Annotated in this window: 18 protein-coding genes and 3 other annotated features; of the genes, 2 read left to right on the forward strand and 16 right to left on the reverse strand. The window is 36.7% G+C overall.

Annotated elements, in window-relative coordinates; all coding sequences use genetic code 11:
* Nucleotides 1-118: 118 nt before the first annotated feature.
* From BMY57_RS11550 to zapA, 4 genes are all read right to left on the reverse strand, one after another.
* A complete protein-coding gene (locus BMY57_RS11550) occupies nt 119-2,461 on the reverse strand; it encodes an endonuclease MutS2 (protein WP_091774472.1) in 2,343 nt (780 codons plus the stop codon).
* Nucleotide 2,462: 1 nt separating this feature from the next.
* Nucleotides 2,463-4,178 carry a DNA polymerase/3'-5' exonuclease PolX gene (gene polX, locus BMY57_RS11555; protein ID WP_091774474.1) on the reverse strand — a complete coding sequence of 572 codons (1,716 nt, stop codon included), beginning with the start codon at nt 4,176-4,178 and terminating at the stop codon, nt 2,463-2,465.
* A gap of 71 nt (nt 4,179-4,249) precedes the next feature.
* Nucleotides 4,250-4,789, reverse strand: coding sequence for a CvpA family protein (locus BMY57_RS11560; RefSeq protein ID WP_091774475.1), 540 nt, complete (start codon nt 4,787-4,789; stop codon nt 4,250-4,252).
* Nucleotides 4,782-5,054 (reverse strand): cell division protein ZapA, encoded by a 273-nt coding sequence (gene zapA, locus BMY57_RS11565; RefSeq protein WP_091774477.1) that lies wholly within the window; start codon nt 5,052-5,054, stop codon nt 4,782-4,784. The genes BMY57_RS11560 and zapA overlap by 8 nt, the downstream gene beginning before the upstream one ends.
* Before the next feature lie 134 nt (nt 5,055-5,188).
* Here zapA and rnhC point away from each other — a divergent pair, with 134 nt between their 5' ends.
* Nucleotides 5,189-6,109 (forward strand): ribonuclease HIII, encoded by a 921-nt coding sequence (gene rnhC / locus BMY57_RS11570; protein WP_091774479.1) that lies wholly within the window; start codon nt 5,189-5,191, stop codon nt 6,107-6,109.
* A 79-nt stretch (nt 6,110-6,188) separates the two neighbouring features.
* On the opposite strand, the gene pheT is transcribed toward rnhC, so the two are convergent.
* From pheT to BMY57_RS11585, 3 genes are all read right to left on the reverse strand, one after another.
* The gene (pheT, locus tag BMY57_RS11575) at nt 6,189-8,615 is read right to left on the reverse strand and encodes a phenylalanine--tRNA ligase subunit beta (RefSeq protein ID WP_091774481.1); all 2,427 of its coding nucleotides are present in this window, start codon (nt 8,613-8,615) and stop codon (nt 6,189-6,191) included.
* 19 nt (nt 8,616-8,634) lie between these two features.
* A complete protein-coding gene (gene pheS / locus BMY57_RS11580) occupies nt 8,635-9,669 on the reverse strand; it encodes a phenylalanine--tRNA ligase subunit alpha (protein ID WP_091774483.1) in 1,035 nt (344 codons plus the stop codon).
* Nucleotides 9,670-9,723: 54 nt separating this feature from the next.
* Nucleotides 9,724-9,956, reverse strand: a binding site (T-box leader).
* Between the two features lie 48 nt (nt 9,957-10,004).
* On the reverse strand, nt 10,005-10,751 hold the full coding sequence (locus BMY57_RS11585) for a TrmH family RNA methyltransferase (protein ID WP_091774485.1): 747 nt from the start codon (nt 10,749-10,751) through the stop codon (nt 10,005-10,007).
* A gap of 99 nt (nt 10,752-10,850) precedes the next feature.
* On the opposite strand from BMY57_RS11585, the gene sspI reads away from it, so the two are divergent.
* Nucleotides 10,851-11,063, forward strand: a complete 213-nt coding sequence (gene sspI, locus BMY57_RS11590) for a small acid-soluble spore protein SspI (protein WP_091774487.1) — start codon at nt 10,851-10,853, stop codon at nt 11,061-11,063.
* Between the two features lie 210 nt (nt 11,064-11,273).
* On the opposite strand, the gene BMY57_RS11600 is transcribed toward sspI, so the two are convergent.
* The 9 genes from BMY57_RS11600 to ytxC form a co-directional block, all read right to left on the reverse strand.
* On the reverse strand, nt 11,274-12,359 hold the full coding sequence (locus BMY57_RS11600; protein WP_091774491.1) for a M42 family metallopeptidase: 1,086 nt from the start codon (nt 12,357-12,359) through the stop codon (nt 11,274-11,276).
* Between the two features lie 77 nt (nt 12,360-12,436).
* Entirely contained in the window at nt 12,437-12,922 is a 486-nt protein-coding gene (locus tag BMY57_RS11605) for a dUTP diphosphatase (RefSeq protein ID WP_091774493.1), read from the reverse strand.
* A 54-nt stretch (nt 12,923-12,976) separates the two neighbouring features.
* Nucleotides 12,977-13,555, reverse strand: coding sequence for a TVP38/TMEM64 family protein (locus BMY57_RS11610; protein ID WP_091774495.1), 579 nt, complete (start codon nt 13,553-13,555; stop codon nt 12,977-12,979).
* A gap of 48 nt (nt 13,556-13,603) precedes the next feature.
* Nucleotides 13,604-13,864, reverse strand: coding sequence for a DUF1294 domain-containing protein (locus tag BMY57_RS11615; RefSeq protein WP_091774497.1), 261 nt, complete (start codon nt 13,862-13,864; stop codon nt 13,604-13,606).
* Between the two features lie 65 nt (nt 13,865-13,929).
* Complete coding sequence (rplT, locus tag BMY57_RS11620) at nt 13,930-14,286, reverse strand: 50S ribosomal protein L20 (protein ID WP_091774499.1); 357 nt, start codon at nt 14,284-14,286, stop codon at nt 13,930-13,932.
* A 34-nt stretch (nt 14,287-14,320) separates the two neighbouring features.
* Nucleotides 14,321-14,518, reverse strand: a complete 198-nt coding sequence (gene rpmI / locus BMY57_RS11625) for a 50S ribosomal protein L35 (RefSeq protein WP_091774501.1) — start codon at nt 14,516-14,518, stop codon at nt 14,321-14,323.
* A 27-nt stretch (nt 14,519-14,545) separates the two neighbouring features.
* Nucleotides 14,546-15,049: a translation initiation factor IF-3 gene (gene infC, locus BMY57_RS11630; protein ID WP_143063829.1), complete on the reverse strand. Its 504-nt coding sequence runs from the start codon at nt 15,047-15,049 to the stop codon at nt 14,546-14,548.
* Nucleotides 15,050-15,161: 112 nt separating this feature from the next.
* Nucleotides 15,162-15,307, reverse strand: a sequence feature (ribosomal protein L20 leader region).
* A gap of 116 nt (nt 15,308-15,423) precedes the next feature.
* Nucleotides 15,424-17,364, reverse strand: coding sequence for a threonine--tRNA ligase (gene thrS, locus BMY57_RS11635; protein WP_091774505.1), 1,941 nt, complete (start codon nt 17,362-17,364; stop codon nt 15,424-15,426).
* A 119-nt stretch (nt 17,365-17,483) separates the two neighbouring features.
* Nucleotides 17,484-17,713, reverse strand: a binding site (T-box leader).
* A 48-nt stretch (nt 17,714-17,761) separates the two neighbouring features.
* On the reverse strand, nt 17,762-18,574 hold the full coding sequence (ytxC, locus tag BMY57_RS11640) for a sporulation protein YtxC (protein WP_091774507.1): 813 nt from the start codon (nt 18,572-18,574) through the stop codon (nt 17,762-17,764).
* Between the last annotated feature and the right edge of the window lie 480 nt (nt 18,575-19,054).

Here is a 19,054-nt window from a genome sequence, read left to right on the forward strand (position 1 = left end):
TAGAAAGACGATGCCTACGATGACGAATAAAATGGCAACCACCATTAACACTTTTGCTAATGTCTCCATAAACTTTTTAACCTCACTTTATTCTTATGCATATAAAGCCTCACTTATACTACTTCAGTTCTAAAATTGTTACACCATTTCCTCCCTCATTTGGATGTCCAAAACGTTTTCCTTTTACGGAACGGTGTTCGTCTGCAAATTTTTGTACGGCCTTCATTAATGCACCTGTTCCCTTACCGTGTATAATGGAAACCTGATGATAATTTGCTAATAAAGCTTCATCTAAATATTTTTCTAAACGTTGTAATGCATCCTCATACCGTTCTCCCCGTAAATCTAATTCAGGTTTAACATGATAGGCACTTCCTTTTACAGATGCCATAGGTTTCGTTTTTAACGGATCTGGTCTCTTCACAAATTCTAACTGTTTTGCAGGAACTTTCATTTTGAGAATCCCTAACTGAACTTCATATTCACTTTCGCTGATTTTCTCCACGATATGACCATTTTGATTAAACGATAGAACATGCACTTCATCTCCAGGTTGAAAGTGTTGTACTTTTTTCGCTTCTTTCTTAGGTCGTTCTTCAGTTTGTTCGAATTGTTCTTTTTGGTCAGACAACTTTTTCTTGGCATCGATAAAACGATGTTCTTTCACATTAGCTTCATCACGCATTTGTCTGATTTCTTCAAGGATTTGTTCAGCTTCTTCTTCGGCTTTTTCAACAATTTTGGTTGCTTTTTCTTTCGCTCGATCCATATGCTGTTCTTTATTCTTTAAATATTGTTCATACTCTCGTCTTAAACTGTTATATAAACCTGTTGCTTCTTGGAGATAATCATCTGCTTCACGATATTGTTCTTCAGCTTTTCTCCTGGATTGTTCTAATGAAGCAATCATGTTCTCTACTGACCTAGAGTCTTCGTTCACCATTGATTTGGCCTGCTCGATAATGGATTCATTAAGTCCTAATCTTTTAGAAATATCAAATGCGTTACTTCTTCCTGGTACACCTAATAACAATCGATAAGTAGGTTGTAACGTTTGCACATTAAACTCAACAGAAGCATTAATGACTTCCTCACGATTATATCCATAAGCTTTAAGCTCTGGATAATGGGTGGTAGCAATGACACGCGCATTTCTTTCAACAACAAAATCTAAAATCGCCATTGCTAGCCCAGCCCCCTCTTGAGGATCTGTACCTGCACCTAGCTCATCAAATAATACCAGTGAATTATAGTTCACATCTTCTAAAATTTGGACAATATTACTCATATGAGATGAAAATGTGCTTAAACTTTGTTCAATGGATTGTTCATCACCAATATCCGCAAAGACATGGTCAAATACGGCAAGTTCACACCCATCTTGAGCAGGGACTTGTAAGCCCGACTGTGCCATTAACGTACATAGTCCAACCAATTTTAATGTAACGGTTTTACCACCTGTGTTAGGTCCTGTGATCACTATCGCAGTATAATCTTTACCTATTTCGACATCATTACTTACCACTTCATCGTCTGAAATCAATGGATGTCGTGCTTGACGCATATTAATATAACCATCTTGGTTCATCCTAGGTTTCGCTGCTTTAAGTTGATGAGATAACTTACCTTTTGCAACGATAAAATCGATTTGTTGTAAAATATCAACGTTATACCTTAAAACTTCTGCATCTTCCTGTACAAGAATAGACAGTTCTCTTAGTATCTTTTCGATTTCCTGTTCTTCTTCTATTCGAGCTTCTTGGAGTTTATTGTTGAGTTCTACCACCGATTGAGGTTCTATAAATAATGTTTGACCAGACGCTGACTGATCGTGAACAATCCCTCCAAAGGCTGAACGATATTCATGCTTTACGGGTAACACATAACGATCATTTCTTATTGTTACAATCGAATCTGACAGCATATTACTTTTCGATTTAGTATATTGATCTAACTGATCTCTCACACGGCTTTCGAAAGTTCTAATTTGATTTCGAATTGTACGAAGTTTACTTGAAGCACCATCCATTATATGACCATGATCATCTATACAATTTTTAATCGAACGTTCTAACTGATTAAGCAAAACAATTTCATTTGTATAACTTTCTAAAATAGGTATCTCGACATCCTCTAAGGCTTCTATAAATGTTTTCAACTGTTTTGATCCATAGAGGGTGTTAGCAATGTCTAATAATTCATTTGCTGTTAACATACCACCAATCGTGGCACGTTTAATAGCAGGACGAATATCCGTTATGCCACCTAAAGGTACATGCCCTTTTAATCTTAAGATTGTAACAGCTTCATCCGTCTCTTCCTGCCATTGAGTGACCTCATTTAATTCTATAGATGGGAAAAGTTTAGCCACTTTCTCCTTACCTAAACTAGTTGCCGCATGTCCTTCTAACCATTCTTTTATTTTGGCAAATTCTAACTGATTAAGAATTTTTTCATTCATATTAATCACCTTTTTTCTGCTTTAAAAAACGCACTAAGTCATTCATACTCCAAGTATTTACGACCGTCTCTCTCTTAATTAACCCTTTGCGCGCTGCTTGAACTCCAACTTTCATATCGTCTAGCATTTTGAAATTATGTGCATCTGTATTAATGGCAACTTTTGCCCCTTTTTCTTGTGCTACTTGTAACCAATTCCATGATAAATCTAAACGGTTGGGATTCGCATTTAATTCAATAATAGTATTCGTCTCAGCAGCACGATCTATAAACAGTTCTAAGTTTACTGGATATCCATCTCGTTTACCAATTAAGCGTCCTGTTGGATGGGCAATCATATCCACATAAGGACTCTCTAAAGCAGTCATTAGACGTTCCATAATTTTTTCTTCTGATTGATTGAAGCTTGAATGAATAGAAGCTATGACAAAGTCAAGCTGTTTTAATACATCCTCATCAAAATCTAATTGTCCATCAGGTAAAATATCCATCTCAATTCCAGATAAAATTGTTAACTCAGAATGTTTCTCGTTCCATTCTTTTATTTTTTTGTTCTGTTCAAGAAGACGTTTTTCATTTAGACCGTTTGCGACTCGTAAAAACTTAGAATGGTCCGTAATCGCCATATATTCATAACCTTTTTGAATAGCTTTTTCCGCCATCTCATCAATAGATTGTGCTCCGTCACTCCAAGTCGTGTGCATGTGTAAATCACTACGTATGTGTTGTAGATCGACGAGTTCAGGCAGGCTTTCTATCGATACTTCTTCCCCTGTTTCACGAATCTCAGGTGGTAAGTACGGTAAATCGAGGAAATTAAATAATTCTTCTTCAGTTGTAAATGTGTGAATTTGACCCGACTCACTTTCCTCAATTCCATATTCACTTATTTTATATCCTTTTTCTTTTGCTAATCTACGCATTTCAACATTATGTTCTTTAGACCCCGTAAAATGATGAAGGGTCGTCACAAAATGATCTGGTTCAATTAGACGAAAATCGACAGAGATATTCCATTCCCCTTCAACCATAACTGTCACTTTAGTTGACCCCTTAGAAACCACTTCAGTAACCATCGGTAATTGTACAATTTGATCTGCTACGCTTTCTGGATGATCGGTTGCTACAATAAAATCTAAGTCTTTAACTGTTTCTTTCAGGCGCCTTAATGAACCTGCAATCGAAAAATCTTCTATCTCGCGCATCATTCGAAGATGTGATTCAATGACTTCTTTAATTGGAATAACATACGAAACAGGTAAACGATCTGGCCTTAAACTAGCATCATCTAAAGCTTTCAATATTTTCTCCACAGACTTCTTACCAAAACCGCTCATCGATTCAACTTCTCCATTTTCACAAGCTTTGCGTAGAGTAGCTTCATCAATGACACCAAGCTCTTGGTATAGCCTTGAAAGTTTTTTACCACCTAAACCTTGAATCTTAAGTAAAGGTATAAGACCTTTCGGCACTTCTTCTACTAATGAGTTGAGAGTCTCTGTCTCCCCTGTTTCTATAAATTCTTCAATAATAGCCTTAGTCCCTTTACCAATCCCATTTATCGAGCCAACATCGTCTATTTCGTTTAAAGATCGATCATCTCTTTCTAAAGCTTGGGCAGCCTTGCGATAGGCTGATATTTTGAATGCATTCTCACCTTTTAATTCTAAGTATGTTGCGATTGCTTCTAAGTGCTTAATTACTTGTTTTTTATCCATCATTTTAACCACCTTTATACTCACTTTAGGCAAAAGAAAGAGGTTGACTCACTTGAGTAACCTCTCCTTGTTTAGTTTACAGTTGTGAACCACTTATCTTTTAATTGCTCCGAAAAGACAGGAGTTTTCTCAATAATAAACGTTGCCAGTGCTGAATCATTGATTAAATTTTGTACAGTTTCCACCGGCACTAATGACGCAAAGAAAAGTACAACAAATAATATGACATACATTTCAAGAAATCCTAAAATTGCACCTAACAAATTATTGACGCTATTTAACACTGGTAAATGTGCGACAAAGTCTAATAGATTCGCGATAATCTGCATAATAATCTTGACAATAAGAAAAATCACAAAAAAAGCAATTCCATTATAAAATGCCTGCTCTAAATCAACAGAATTAAATAATTCTCCCCAAAAGGAATCTTCAGATAAAACTGGATAAGGAATCCAAAGTTCAAGCTTAGCAGCTAATTCTCTGAAGTAAAGTATAGCGATGATAAATGCTACAACAAACCCTGTTAAGTGTAAAATTTGCAATATAAAACCACGTTTTAATCCGATTAAAAATCCTATAATTAATAGTATAAAAATTATTAAGCTAACCATTTTTTCGTCTGTTTTTCTCCCTTTCATTCTGTATTAAGGCATTGTATTCTTCTTTTAATTTTAAATAATCGCTCATTGTATTTAGAGCTGTTAATACAGCGAGTTGTGATGTATCTAAAGAAGGCTTGGCATAACGAAGCTCTTCCATTTTTTGATCAACCAGGCTTGCAACCATTTTTATATGTTGTGTAGACTCTTCACCGACAACAGTAAATTTTCTATTACTTATTTCGACTGTGATTCTATTTTTACCTGACTCTGACATCACGAGTCCTCCTCAAATACATTTCTAAACCATATAGTAACACGTTTTAATAGAAATGGGAAAGTAGATTGTTAGGATTCATAGTTTTCAGCAGCGTGATATAATAATTATAGCATGAATAAAGGAGTCAATTTATGGGACAAACTGTCATTAAATTAAAACCAAATGAAATGAAGAAACTCATCCAGCATTATTCTCCTTACCGAGAATCCAAAACCCCACCACATTCTGTATTAGTGGCGACTATGAATGGATGTAAAATAACGGCTTATGAATCAGGAAAAGTTCTTTTCCAAGGTCAACAACACTCTCAAGAAGCTCAAAAATGGGAATCTTCCGAGACAACATCAACTAAATCCACTAACTCCAAGTCGAGTCAACATTCTCCTGGATTTCTTAAACAAGATCATATCGGATCAGATGAAGCAGGAACAGGCGATTACTTCGGCCCCATTACGGTAGCAGCTGTTTATGCGACAGAGAAACAACAAGCCTTACTTCGTGAGTTAGGAGTTAAAGATTCTAAAACTTTAAAAGACCCAACGATTAAGTCAATTGTTAAAGATATATTAAAAACAGATATCATTTATAGCTCATTAACTTTAAGTAATGAAAAGTACAATAAGTTACAGCGCAAAGGTTGGTCTCAAGGCCGAATGAAGTCTTGGATGCATCATCATGCTATTAAAAATGTGTTAAATAGAATGGATGACTCCATAGACCCTAGCGGAATTTTAGTAGACCAATTCTGCAAACCCGAAATTTTCCATAATCATGTAAAAGCAACAGGAGGTCAGCCAAGACAAGACCTTACTTTTATGACGAAAGCAGAAAGTTACTCCACACCTGTTGCAGCTGCTTCGATGATTGCGAGATATCGGTTTATTTATGAGATGGCTCGCCTATCAAAAGAAGTTGGCTTTGATTTACAAAAAGGTGCCTCTAAGGTTGTAGACCAACAAATCAAAAGAATTATCCAATCGAAAGGCGAGGCTTATTTAGACCAAGTAGCTAAAGTTCATTTTGCCAATACTAAAAAAGGAAAATCATTATAACAGTTGACCAAACAGCCTTTTTTTAAACGAATAAACACCCCAGTCATGGAACTTACATACCATTGCTGGGGTGTTATTTTTAGCCTCGTAATACGGCTTGGTATTCGTTTTCTAAATGCTTAACAATTTTTTGTCTTGCTTCCTCTATCTCTTCATCCTTCAAGGTACGTTCGTCATTTTGGAAAATGAGGTTAAAAGCGATTGACTTTTTCCCTTCTTCCATATGCTCACCTTGGTAAACATCAAATACTCGCACAGTTTCTAGATGTGGTTGACCTTGTTCCTTGATAGCATCTTCTAGTTGTTTCGCTGGTAGATCACGATCGACAACAAAGGCTAAATCTTGTGCAATAGCTGGATATTTTGTAATCACTCGATAGTCTTCACGATATTGAACAGCTTCTAATACTTGATCCAGGTTTAAATCAAAGACATAGGTGTCTTGTAAATCATATTCTTTTTGAACCGTTGGATGAACTTGACCGACATAACCGATGATGTCATCGTTTAGTTTCATAACTGCTGTTCGTCCTGGGTGTAATCGATCTAGTTCAGCTTTTTCAAAAGCTACTTCTTCGTCATGTAAATGAACAAATAACCCTTCTAATATGCCCTTAATTACAAAGAAATCAACCGGTTTTTTCTCACCTTGCCATGGATGGTCTTCCCATAACCCTGTGATTACACCAGCCACACGCATGTTCTCCTCAGGTTGCTGATCTTTTTCTTTCTGTAAATAAATGGACCCTAATTCATATAACGCGACATTATATTGGTTACGAGCAACATTATGTTGAACGCTTGATAACAGTTCAGGTATAGCACTTAAACGTAAATGGCTGTGAAGATCTGTCATTGGTAAAGCCAATGCAACAGGCTCTAAACCTAATGCTTTAATTTCTGGACTAACAAATTGATTTGCCCAATCTTCTTTAGTTAATGAGTAGGTCAAGGACTCATTTAATCCAGCTTTCTGTAAGTACTGATTAACTTCTCTAACTAATTTTTGACGAGGAGTTAGACCACCTTTTTTCATAACACCTTCTGGTAATGTATAAGGGATCCGGTCATAACCATACAAACGCGCAATTTCTTCAACCATATCTTCTTTAATCGAAATATCACGACGACGTGCAGGTGCTTTAACCGTAAAGGATTCACCGTTCACTTCGTAATCCAAACGTAGTCGTTCAATAATATTTTTCATCTCATCAATCGCAATCTCTGTACCGATACGTTGATTGATCTCACTAGCTGTAAATTCAACTATCTTAGGATTCCATTCTGTTGAACCCTTTTCAACCATTTCTCCTAAAACTTTTCCACCAGCAATTTCAGATAACAGTTGGGCCGCACGAGTAGCCGCTTCTTTAACACGTGTTATGTCTACACCTTTTTCAAAACGAGAACTTGCTTCACTGCGCAATCCGTGATCTTTAGACCCTTGACGAACAACAGAAGGGTTGAAATAAGCAGCCTCTAGTAAAACCGTGGTCGTATCATCTTGTACTTCAGATTCTTCGCCACCCATTACACCTGCAATAGCATGAGCACTTTGCCCATTCGTAATGACTAAATGTTCAGGAGATAAAGTACGTTCTTCTCCATCTAACGTTATGATTGTTTCTCCTTCGTTAGCCATACGGGTGACGACTTTTTGAGATTTAAAACGATCATAATCGAAAGCATGTAACGGCTGTCCGTATTCCATTAAGACATAGTTCGTAATATCTACAACATTGTTAATCGGACGGATCCCCGCACTAATGAGTCTGTTCTGTAACCAAAGCGGAGATGCTTTAATATCGAGATCTTTTATAATCCATGCCCCGTAATACGGATTAGCTTTATCATTTTCAATCTCAACTGAAATATAATCTGATGAAAGCTCATTCTCAATATAAACAGTTGGTTCTGGTAACTTAAGATCTTTTTCATAAACCGCTGCGACATCATAAGCTACTCCAATCATGCTCAAGCAATCAGAACGATTGGCAGTTAACTCGATTTCAATAACCGCGTCATCTAAATTTAATAATGGACATGCAGGTTCACCAACCGCCACTTCTTCATCAATAACGTAAATTCCATCTTTAAAGTCCTCTGGAACATACTTATCTTCAAAGCCTAACTCTTGTAAAGAACAAATCATCCCTTCTGATACTTCTCCACGTAATTTGGCTTTTTTGATTTTTAGTCCACCAGGCAAACGAGCACCAGGCTTTGCTACTACAACATACTGACCTTCGGAAACATTTGGAGCACCGCATACGATTTGTGCACGTTCACCGTCTCCGACATCTACTTGACATAAATTTAATTTATCAGCATTCGGATGTTGTACACATTCTTGTACATACCCAACTACAATATTTTCATCATTTAATACTGGACCTCTTACTTCTTCAACTTCTAGTCCCGCTTTTGTTATATCTTCAGCTAAATCTTCCGTACTAATTCCATCTAAATCTACGTACTGTTCTAACCATTTTCGCGATACTAACATTTACTCCTACACTCCTCTCTTAAACCCCATGGAATTGTTTCAAGAATCGAATATCGTTTGTATAGAAATGACGAATATCTTCTACACCATATTTCAGCATAGCGATTCGTTCAGGCCCCATACCAAATGCAAAACCTTTATATTGATTCGAATCAAACCCTGCCATTTCAAGTACATTTGGATGAACCATTCCAGCACCTAGAATTTCGATCCATCCTGAGCCCTTACAAACTGAGCACCCTTCACCTTGACAAATCTTACACGAAATATCCATCTCTACAGAAGGTTCAGTGAAAGGGAAGAAACTTGGGCGTAAGCGAATGGCTCGATCTTCACCGAACATGTGCTTAGCAAAAACATTTAACGTTCCTTTTAAATCACTCATTCGGATGTTTTCATCAACATATAACCCTTCAATTTGAGTAAACTGATGTGAATGTGTCGCGTCATCCGTGTCACGTCGATAAACTTTTCCAGGGCAAATAATTTTTACTGGACCTTGACCCTCATGTTTTCTTAACGTACGTGCTTGAACCGGAGACGTTTGAGTACGCATAAGCAATTCTTTAGTAATAAAGAATGTATCCTGCATGTCACGTGCGGGATGGTTTTTTGGTAAATTTAATGATTCAAAATTATAGAAATCAGTTTCAACTTCTGGCCCTTCCGCAACCGAATACCCCATGCTTGTAAAAAGATCTTCAATCTCTCGAATTACTTTTCTTAATAAATGAGGACCACCTGCTTGTACGGGACGTCCAGGAAGTGTGACGTCTACAGCTTCTTCCTCAAGTTGTTGTTCAAGTGCTGCTTGCTCCAGTTTTGTTTTCTTAGTTTCAAGAGCCTCTGAAATTTCATCACGAATCTGATTAGCCAATTGACCAATCACTGGACGTTCTTCTTTTGAAAGCTTACCCATACCTTTTAAGACTTCTGTGATTTGACCTTTTTTTCCTAAGAAATAGACTCGAACATCTTGTAATGTTTTCTCATCTACAGCCGATTGGATTTGTTCCAACGCTTCTTCTTTTATTTCATTCAATCGTTCCTTCAACTTATAAACCTCCTCATGATATATGTAATCCAAATAAAAAAACTCCTCCCTTCTCAAAGGGACGAGTTTTGATTCCGTGTTACCACCCTAATTGATAACCTACACAGGCTATCCACTTCATTTCGATAACGGACGAATACGCCGGGAAACCTTTACAAATTGGTCCAAGTTCCAGCTCCTGAGTGAAATTCGGCCTTTCAAACGATTTGGATACTTCCAGTCTTAGATATCCATTCCCTGACAATCATTAACCTGAAAAGCTTACTATGCTCATTCATAGCTTTTAAACATTCAATTGTTTCTGAAATGTATTATAGATAAGATTTCAAAAATTATCAAGTCAGATGAGCAAAGTGATATAAGACGATACTCGTTGCCACCCCAACATTAAGAGATTCACTCTGTTGGTGAATGGGTATATAAATCGTGTCATCCACTTGACTAAGCAAAGTTGGGTTAACCCCACTTCCTTCATTTCCGACAATAATGCCAAAATCTTTAGCTCTTACCTCCTGTAATGGCTTTGCTTTTTCATCTAATTCCGTTCCGAAAACAGGAATATTTCGATCCTTTAGTTGATGAATCCAGTTAGCAAGATCATCTCTTATAACTGGTATATGAAAGAGGGCTCCTTGTGTGCCTCGAATCACTTTATCATGGTATAAATCCACTGTACCTTTACCCAAAATAACCCCATCAATATTAAAAGCTAATGCACTACGAATCATCGTCCCAACATTTCCTGGGTCTTGAACAGCATCCACTAATAATACCTTATTGAATGAATCTATTCTTGGATGGTCTTTATATTTAACGACAGCCATGATTCCTTGAGGTGTTTCTGTTTGAGAAATGTATTGAAATACTTCAGTTGTCACTTGTGTGATTTTTAAATCCTCCCAAGCTTCAGGTATATTATGGTCTTCACTCACTACAAGTGTTTCTATGGACCAGTTACTTTTAATCGCTTCTTCAACCAAATGCCAACCTTCAACTAAAAACAGCTGCCATTCATCTCGATACTTCTTCTTATGTAATTTTTTCCATGTTTTAATTAAATGATTCTGTTTAGATTCAAGCATGATCTGATCTCCTAATATACTTTTTGATACCATCATACATAGTTTGGTATCGAATGGTCAAACTACATATAAAATGTATATACTAAAGAGGTGACCAAAATGGATTTAAATTTAAGAAAAGCCATTAGAAATAACATTGCTGGAAATAATGAGAAAGAACTGGAAGCGACGATTCTTGACGCTATAGAAAGCGGAGAAGAAAAAATGCTCCCTGGTTTAGGTGTGTTATTTGAGATGATTTGGGAAAATGCAGATGAATCCGATAAAGAACAAATGTTAAACATTTTAGAAGAAGAAGCACAGAAGTTATAAATGATGTTTAATCGATTTGGCGAAAGCTGAGTCTTTTTTAGCGAAACTTCCTAATGCATTGGCGAAACCTTTTTCAAATTTGACGAAACAAACAAATAAATTAGCGAGAGCCAGTAAAAATTTGGCGAAACGTCATTCAAAATTGGCGAAACATCAAACTTTCAAACAAAAAAAGAGGCTGTCCCTCAGTCATGGGACAGCCTCTTGATATTAATTATAAGTAAGTGTTTCGACTGTTTCTTTATCTAACTTTTTAATCACGTGGACTAATAATTCAACCGTGTTTTCAAAATCGTCACGGTGTAACATAGCCGCATGCGAGTGAATATAACGAGTTGGAACCGTAATGGATAGCGATGGCACACCGTTACCAGTTAAATGGATTTTACCAGAATCTGTTCCTCCACCTGGCATTGATTCGTACTGATACGGAATGTTGTGTTCATCGGCTGTATCAATCACTAAATCACGAATTCCTTTATGTGATACCATCGATGCATCATAAAGTACGATTTGTGGACCTTTTCCTAATTCACTAGATGCATCTTTATCGTCGACACCAGGCATATCGCCTGCGACCCCAACATCTACACCAAAACCGATATCCGGTTGGATCGCATGTGCTGAAGTTCCTGCACCACGTAAGCCAATTTCTTCTTGAACCGTTCCAACTCCGTAAACAACGTTTGGATGAGATTCATTTTTAAGACGTTTTAACACTTCAATCGCAATGGCACAACCGATTCGGTTATCCCAAGCTTTAGCTAAAAGAACTTTTTCATTTTTCATTTGGGTAAACTCAAAGTAAGGAACGATTGAATCACCAGGACGAACTCCAAACTCTTCTGCTTCATCCTTACTTGATGCACCAATATCAATAAACATATCCTTAATATCAACAGGTTTCTTACGAGCTTCTGCTGATAAAATATGGGGTGGTTTCGAACCAATAACACCCGTAATATCTCCTTCACGAGTCATAATCGTTACTCGTTGAGCTAGCATAACCTGGTTCCACCAACCACCTACAGGCTGGAAGAAAATAAAACCGTTCTTATCAATACGAGTAACCATAAAGCCAACTTCATCTAAGTGACCCGCTACCATAACTTTCGGTCCGTTTTCTTCCCCTGTTTTCTTTGCAATTAAACTACCTAAATGATCCTGCGTTACCTCGTCCGCATGAGAACTTATGTATTTTTTCATCACTTCACGCGGTTCCTTTTCATTTCCAGGAATTCCTTTGGCATCCGTTAGGTCTTTCAACATCGTAAGTGTTTCATCTAATTTAGACATTCTCTACCTCCTAAACAATTTCCATTTAAAGTTATGCACTTATTCCATTATAAAGGTTTTTCAAATATTTCACAAAATTAATAACCAGATTGTTGTCTTTGATGATTCACTTTATTCTTGTCCAAATAGGCATGAAATATATCTTCTTGAGTAAAGTTAAGTTTTGAACCTAATCCTAAGTATGTATCCATCAGTTTTTGATAATGCATGTTAGTAGGATTTTGTTTAAATCGATTAATTTTTTCATAAACTTTATGAAAAGATGTCGTTAGATCCTCATCATGGTCGATGCACTCGGAAATTTGATAGCGATAACCATAATCAATCCCGATAGATAAAAGAAAATGAATACCATCCACAAACTCTTCTAAAATAACTGATGATTCACTTGGGCCTTTTTGACTCCAGTACTTAAAGCAGCGAGTTTCATTAGCCAGTTCACCAATTTCCACTAGAAGCGCCAATATTTTTTCATCCAACACTTCTTCTCTTGTTAACGCAGTACGCATGAGAATGTCATCGTCTAAATTTTTTTGCATTTGATACAGCTCGTCCCAATTCACGATAAAAACCTCCCCTTTGAAAAATAGTATAACATGTGTAAAAACACATGTTGACTATTTGGGGAGGTCTGGTGCAAAGAAGTCTTCCCATTTCATCACGATCTCTTTCTTTCTTAAAAAATAAAACATCAATAATATGACAGCCAAAAGTACTAATAAATGATGAAGCTGAAGGGACTGGAACCATTGACCGAAGGATGTGTAAACGACAGCTAATGGTACATTTGATAATATAGACAGCTTAGCATATTCTTTAAAGTTTCTCGTCATTTCAATGAGTAAAATAGATACTAAATGAAAATGAATGAATGGCGTTACACGTAATAATAACACTTGTGGAAGCGATAATTGACTATGTTTCCCAAACATTTTTTCTCTAAGACGATGAAAACGTTCAAAAAGTTTAGGCATTAATTTGATAAAGAAATAGAAAATGATACTTGATAAAGTGACGCCTATAAGTGAATAGATCGCTCCATAAGTTAACCCAAAGAGTAGTCCTCCAGTGATACATATAAACGCTACAGGAATGAATAAGAAAGGACGAATAATATGAAAAAGGATAAAAAGCACAGGTGCTGCATAACTAGTTGACACCATCGTTTCTTGTGCCCATGCTAAAGCATTTTCCATAACCATCCCCCTTCCTGCTTTACAGTTAACTATATGACATAAGACGAGCTAATATGACATGTAAACCACAGCTAAAATGATTAACAACGTTAAAACAGGAAATCCAAATTTAAATGATGGATGCTTGGTCTTATGGCGAAAGAGCTTCATTCCAATCCACATCCCTGGTGCACCACCTAATACCGCGATTAACCACAATGTCTTTTCGGGTGTTCTCCAACGGCCTTGTCTAGCTTTCCTTTTGTCTATACCCATAATCGTAAATCCTATTAAGCTCATCACCAATATTCCTAACAATCCTATTTCCATTTATGAATCTCCTTCTGATATAATAAAACCCTGAAAGGAATACATCCTCTCAGGGTTATTAATCATTACTTAAGTGCTGCTTTAGCTTGTTCTGCTAATTCAGAGAAAGCTTTCTCATCGTTAACAGCTAAGTCAGCTAGCATCTTACGGTTAATATCAACACCAGCTAGCTTTAAACCGTGCATTAAACGGCTGTATGAAATATCGTTCATACGTGCTGCTGCGTTAATACGTGCAATCCATAATTTACGGAAGTCACGTTTTTTCTGTCTGCGGTCACGGTAAGCATACTGACCTGACTTCATTACTTGTTGTTTTGCTGTTTTAAATAACGTTCTTTTCGAACCATAATAACCTTTAGCTAGTTTTAATACACGTTTACGTCTTTTACGTGTAACTGTTCCACCTTTAACACGTGGCATTGTAATCCCTCCTAAATCTATCCGTTAATAAGTCTTATTTGTAAGGTAATAATTTGCTTAGACGACCTTCGTCTGCTTTAGAAACCATTGCACTTTTACGTAATTTACGCTTTTGTTTAGTCGATTTATTTGCAAATAAGTGACTAGTGAAAGCATGTGAACGTTTGAATTTTCCAGTTCCTGTTTTCTTAAAACGCTTTTGTGAACCTTTATGCGACTTCATTTTTGGCATCGTAAAGTCCTCCTTCTGTAATAACTTTTACTTCTCCGCTTTAGGAGCAAGCATCATAAACATATTACGGCCTTCCATTTTAGGCTTCGTTTCAAGATTCGCTAATTCACTACACTGATCAGCGAAACGTTCTAAAACTTGTTGACCTAACTCTTTATGCGTAATCGCACGACCGCGGAAACGAACGCTTACTTTAACCTTATCGCCCTTTTTAAGGAATTTATGAGCATTGCGTAATTTAGTATTAAAGTCATGTTCTTCAATAGCAGGTGTTAAACGAACCTCTTTGATATTAATAACTTTTTGCTTTTTACGTTGCTCTTTTTCCTTCTTCTGTTGTTCGAAGCGATATTTACCGTAGTCCATAATACGACATACAGGCGGTTTAGCGTTTGGTGCAACCAACACTAAATCGAGATTAGCACGATCAGCAATCTCTAAAGCTTCTTGACGAGATTTAATTCCTAATTGTTCGCCATTTGAGTCAATGAGTCGGACTTCTTTAGCTCGAATTCCCTCATTAACATTCATATCTTTGCTAATAGTGAGCCACCTCCACAAAATTGTAGAAAAACTTTGGTTTGTTTTTCTCTTAACTCTTAACAAAGTTTCATTGAATAAGGCATCCTCGACAAGTGTTTTGACCATAAAAAAAGTGTCGGTACAAGTTTTGCACCCACACATTTATTTCTTCAAAAACATACTCATCCGTATGTGTCAGAAATATGATGACCTGCCAACTACCTATAGCGTCGATCAGGTGAGAAGCGGGTGCTTCTACTTGTCTATCAATGACCTTATTTAATTCACTTTTAACAGTATATTATGACTGAACACGAATGTCAAGAGTGAGTCTTAACATCCACATAAGAAAGCAGTTGTACTAGAAGCACAACTGCTCACTATTATAACTTATGCTGTTCAATTTCATCAACCATTTGTTGTACAAATTGATCTAGACTAATGGTTTCACTGTCTTTTTCACCATATTTTCGAACATTAACTGCCTCGTCATTCAATTCCTTATCCCCTAATACTAATGAATATGGAACCTTTTGTGTTTGAGATTCGCGAATTTTATATCCTAGTTTCTCATCACGAGTATCTAATTCAACACGGATTCCTTCTCGACGTAAACGATCTTCTACTTTCTTAGCATAATCCATGTGAACATCTAATGATACTGGAATAATCTTAGCTTGAACAGGAGCCAACCATGTTGGGAAAGCGCCTTTATATTCTTCGATTAAGAAGGCAACAAAGCGTTCCATGGTCGAAACGACACCACGGTGTATAACCACTGGACGATGTTCTTTTCCATCTTCACCAATGTAAGTTAAATCAAAACGTTCAGGTAAAAGAAAATCTAATTGAACAGTTGATAACGTTTCATCTTTACCTAAAGCGGTTTTCACTTGAACATCTAACTTAGGACCGTAGAATGCCGCTTCTCCTATAGCTTCAACATATTCAACGCCTATTTCTTCCATTGTTTCTTTTAACAATCCTTCTGCCTTATTCCACATTTCATCGTTATCAATGTACTTTTCAGTATCTTCTGGATCACGATACGATAAACGGAAGTAATAGTCGTCGATTCCAAAGTCTTTGTAGACATTTTGGATGAGTTCAACCACACGAATAAACTCTTCTTTCAGCTGATCTGGACGGGCAAAAATGTGGGCGTCATTTAATGTCATACCACGCACACGCTGCAAACCTGCTAAAGCCCCTGACATTTCATAACGGTGCATCTGACCTAACTCAGCAATACGAACAGGCAAGTTACGATAACTGTATAGTTGATTTTTATAAACCATCATGTGGTGAGGACAGTTCATTGGACGAAGAACTAAATCTTCATTATCCATTTCCATTGTTGGGAACATGTCGTCTTGATAATGATCCCAGTGACCACTTGTTTTGTATAAATCGACACTACCTAATACAGGAGTATAAACATGATCATAGCCGAGCTTAGTTTCTATATCGACAATGTAACGCTCGATAGTACGACGGATTGTCGCACCTTTTGGTAACCATAGAGGTAGGCCTTGACCTACTTTTTGTGAAACAGTAAAAATGCCTAATTCCTTACCAAGCTTACGGTGATCACGTTCTTTTGCTTCTTCTAATAAACGCAAGTGCTCTTCAAGTTGGCTCTTTTTCTCAAAAGCCGTACCATATATTCGTTGAAGCATTTTATTATCACTATCTCCACGCCAATAAGCACCCGAGATATTTAACAGCTTAAATATTTTAATTTTACCAGTGTGTGGAACGTGTACCCCTCGGCATAGGTCAAAAAATTCACCTTGTTCATAGATTGAAATTGGTTGACCTTTTGGGATATCCTCAATTAATTCTAACTTTAAGTCATCACCGATCTCTTTATAACGTTGTTTAGCTTCTTCACGTGAGACCTCTACACGACGAATCTCAAGTGCTTCATCCACAATCTTTTTCATTTCCTTTTCAATTTTCGGAAGATCTTCAGGCGTAATGGTTTCTTCCATATCTATATCATAATAAAAACCATTTTCGATGACGGGTCCAACACCTAATTTCACATTAGGATATAAGCGTTTAATAGCTTGTGCCATTAAATGTGCTGTAGAGTGTCGGAGAACTTCTAGACCTTCTTCATCACGATACGTAATGATTTGGATTGAGCCATCTTCGTTGATCGGCGTGCGTAAATCAATCATTTCTCCGTTAAATTTACCTGCTAACGCTTGTTTTTTTAATCCTGAGCTGATGGAAGATGCAATATCTTCAGTCGTTGTCCCTTTAGGAAACTCCTTAGCATTACCATCTGGGAACTTAATTTGAATCATCTCAGACATCGTCATACACTCCTTTGTTATTTGAAATAGTGGCTCATTTGTTCAAGAATGACTAGTTGAAATCCTATAAAAGATTCATTCTTTTGAATTCAGCCAAATAAAAAACACTCATCCCTAATAAAAGGGACGAGTGTTAGTACCCGTGGTTCCACCCTGATTCTGCTCAATATAAGCAGCTCTCTCAGACATCGTTAACGCCGATGATACGTTAATCGCTAACTTAATCAAAGCTTCACGATTAATGCTCCGAGGTGGTAAACAAGTAGTCATGCATAGAAAGTTCTCAGCCATTGACTTCCTTCTCTGTTATGCTGTATCTACATGTTCATGTCCTCATCTAAGCACGTTCATCATATTTTATGTACGTATTATAACGATGTCCGAGAAAGAAATCAAGTTATTCTACTATTTTATAGGGAAATTGTTCAACCGGGAATAATTTAATTCGTTCTTGGAAGATATTCATCATCCAATACAATGTGTGCATATGATCATTCGACGCATAAACGTCAACCTGTTGTGGCGCAATAGACAATAAAGTAGAAACTAATTTTGATTGATCATATTCTTCCATAACAGTCGTGCCAGATACTTTACGAAAATGAGCTAATACTTCTTCACGGATTGGTTGCCCGTGGGAATCAAAAAATCTGATCCGATCTTTTATGTTGACGATGACTTTAGGGAGCTTAGGCTTTTTTTTAAAAACATAATGTCTTAAATCATTCATCTTTTCTTGAAAAATAAGTTCAAACTGCCATTCCTCGATTCCGTAACCGACAATCTCTAACCATGCGTCCTCATTTTGGAACAGAGTTAAATATAAATGTTCCATATCGACAACTCCACGCGATTCATGTGTGTATAAATAATAAATTAAGCGTTCATATAAAGAAAAAGATAAATCCGTGTGTAATTCTTTTGAAATTGAACTCACTGATAAGACAAACGGAACAATCTGTTCAATTTCATCGTCATGATAGTAATACGAATTTTTTAATAAATAATTAGAAACTCTCGGCACGTAATAATTAACAATAAATGGAAAAATCAAATCAACTAAGCTTGTCTGCTTTAACTTGTTGTAACCGGAAATACGTACTTCGCTCCCTTTAATCTGTACGCTTCCGCTAAAAGTAGATGCTAAAACGAATAAATAAAACTGATTAGCATCCTTCTCATCTTGAAACAGAAATAACGTCTCTTTCATGTTTCATCCCTCTTTCCACATCATTCACAGTAGTACAGTTTATGAAAGAGAAATGAAAAACATGAAAAATTCGGACAAACTTTATTCAATTTACTAAAAGTTCCTTTTAAATCAGTTCATCAAAAGAAAAATATTTTGATTTGAATCGAGTAGGAGGAGGTGATTAACCTCCGACCTCTCACACCACCGTACGTACGGTTCCGTATACGGCGGTTCAATAGTTTGAGTGTGCTTTCTCGAGAAGTTGGTTCAAGTCTTTTAGACCAGCTTTCTCGAGAATTTTATTGTTAATAGCTCTGTGAAGTATATGGCTACATGCTATGCACCAATATCCCTTCCTTGTATTAGCCCATTCCCAAGCTTTTTGTTTTGGTATTTTAAGCTGAACAAGACTTTTATATCTTGTTTTAACCTTTTTCCATCGCTTCCAAATAATTTGTCTAATCCTACGTCTAACCCATTGGTTAATGCTTCGGATAT

The organism is Piscibacillus halophilus (assembly GCF_900110685.1).
In the GTDB taxonomy this organism is placed as follows: Bacteria; Bacillota; Bacilli; order Bacillales; family Alkalibacillaceae; genus Piscibacillus; species Piscibacillus halophilus.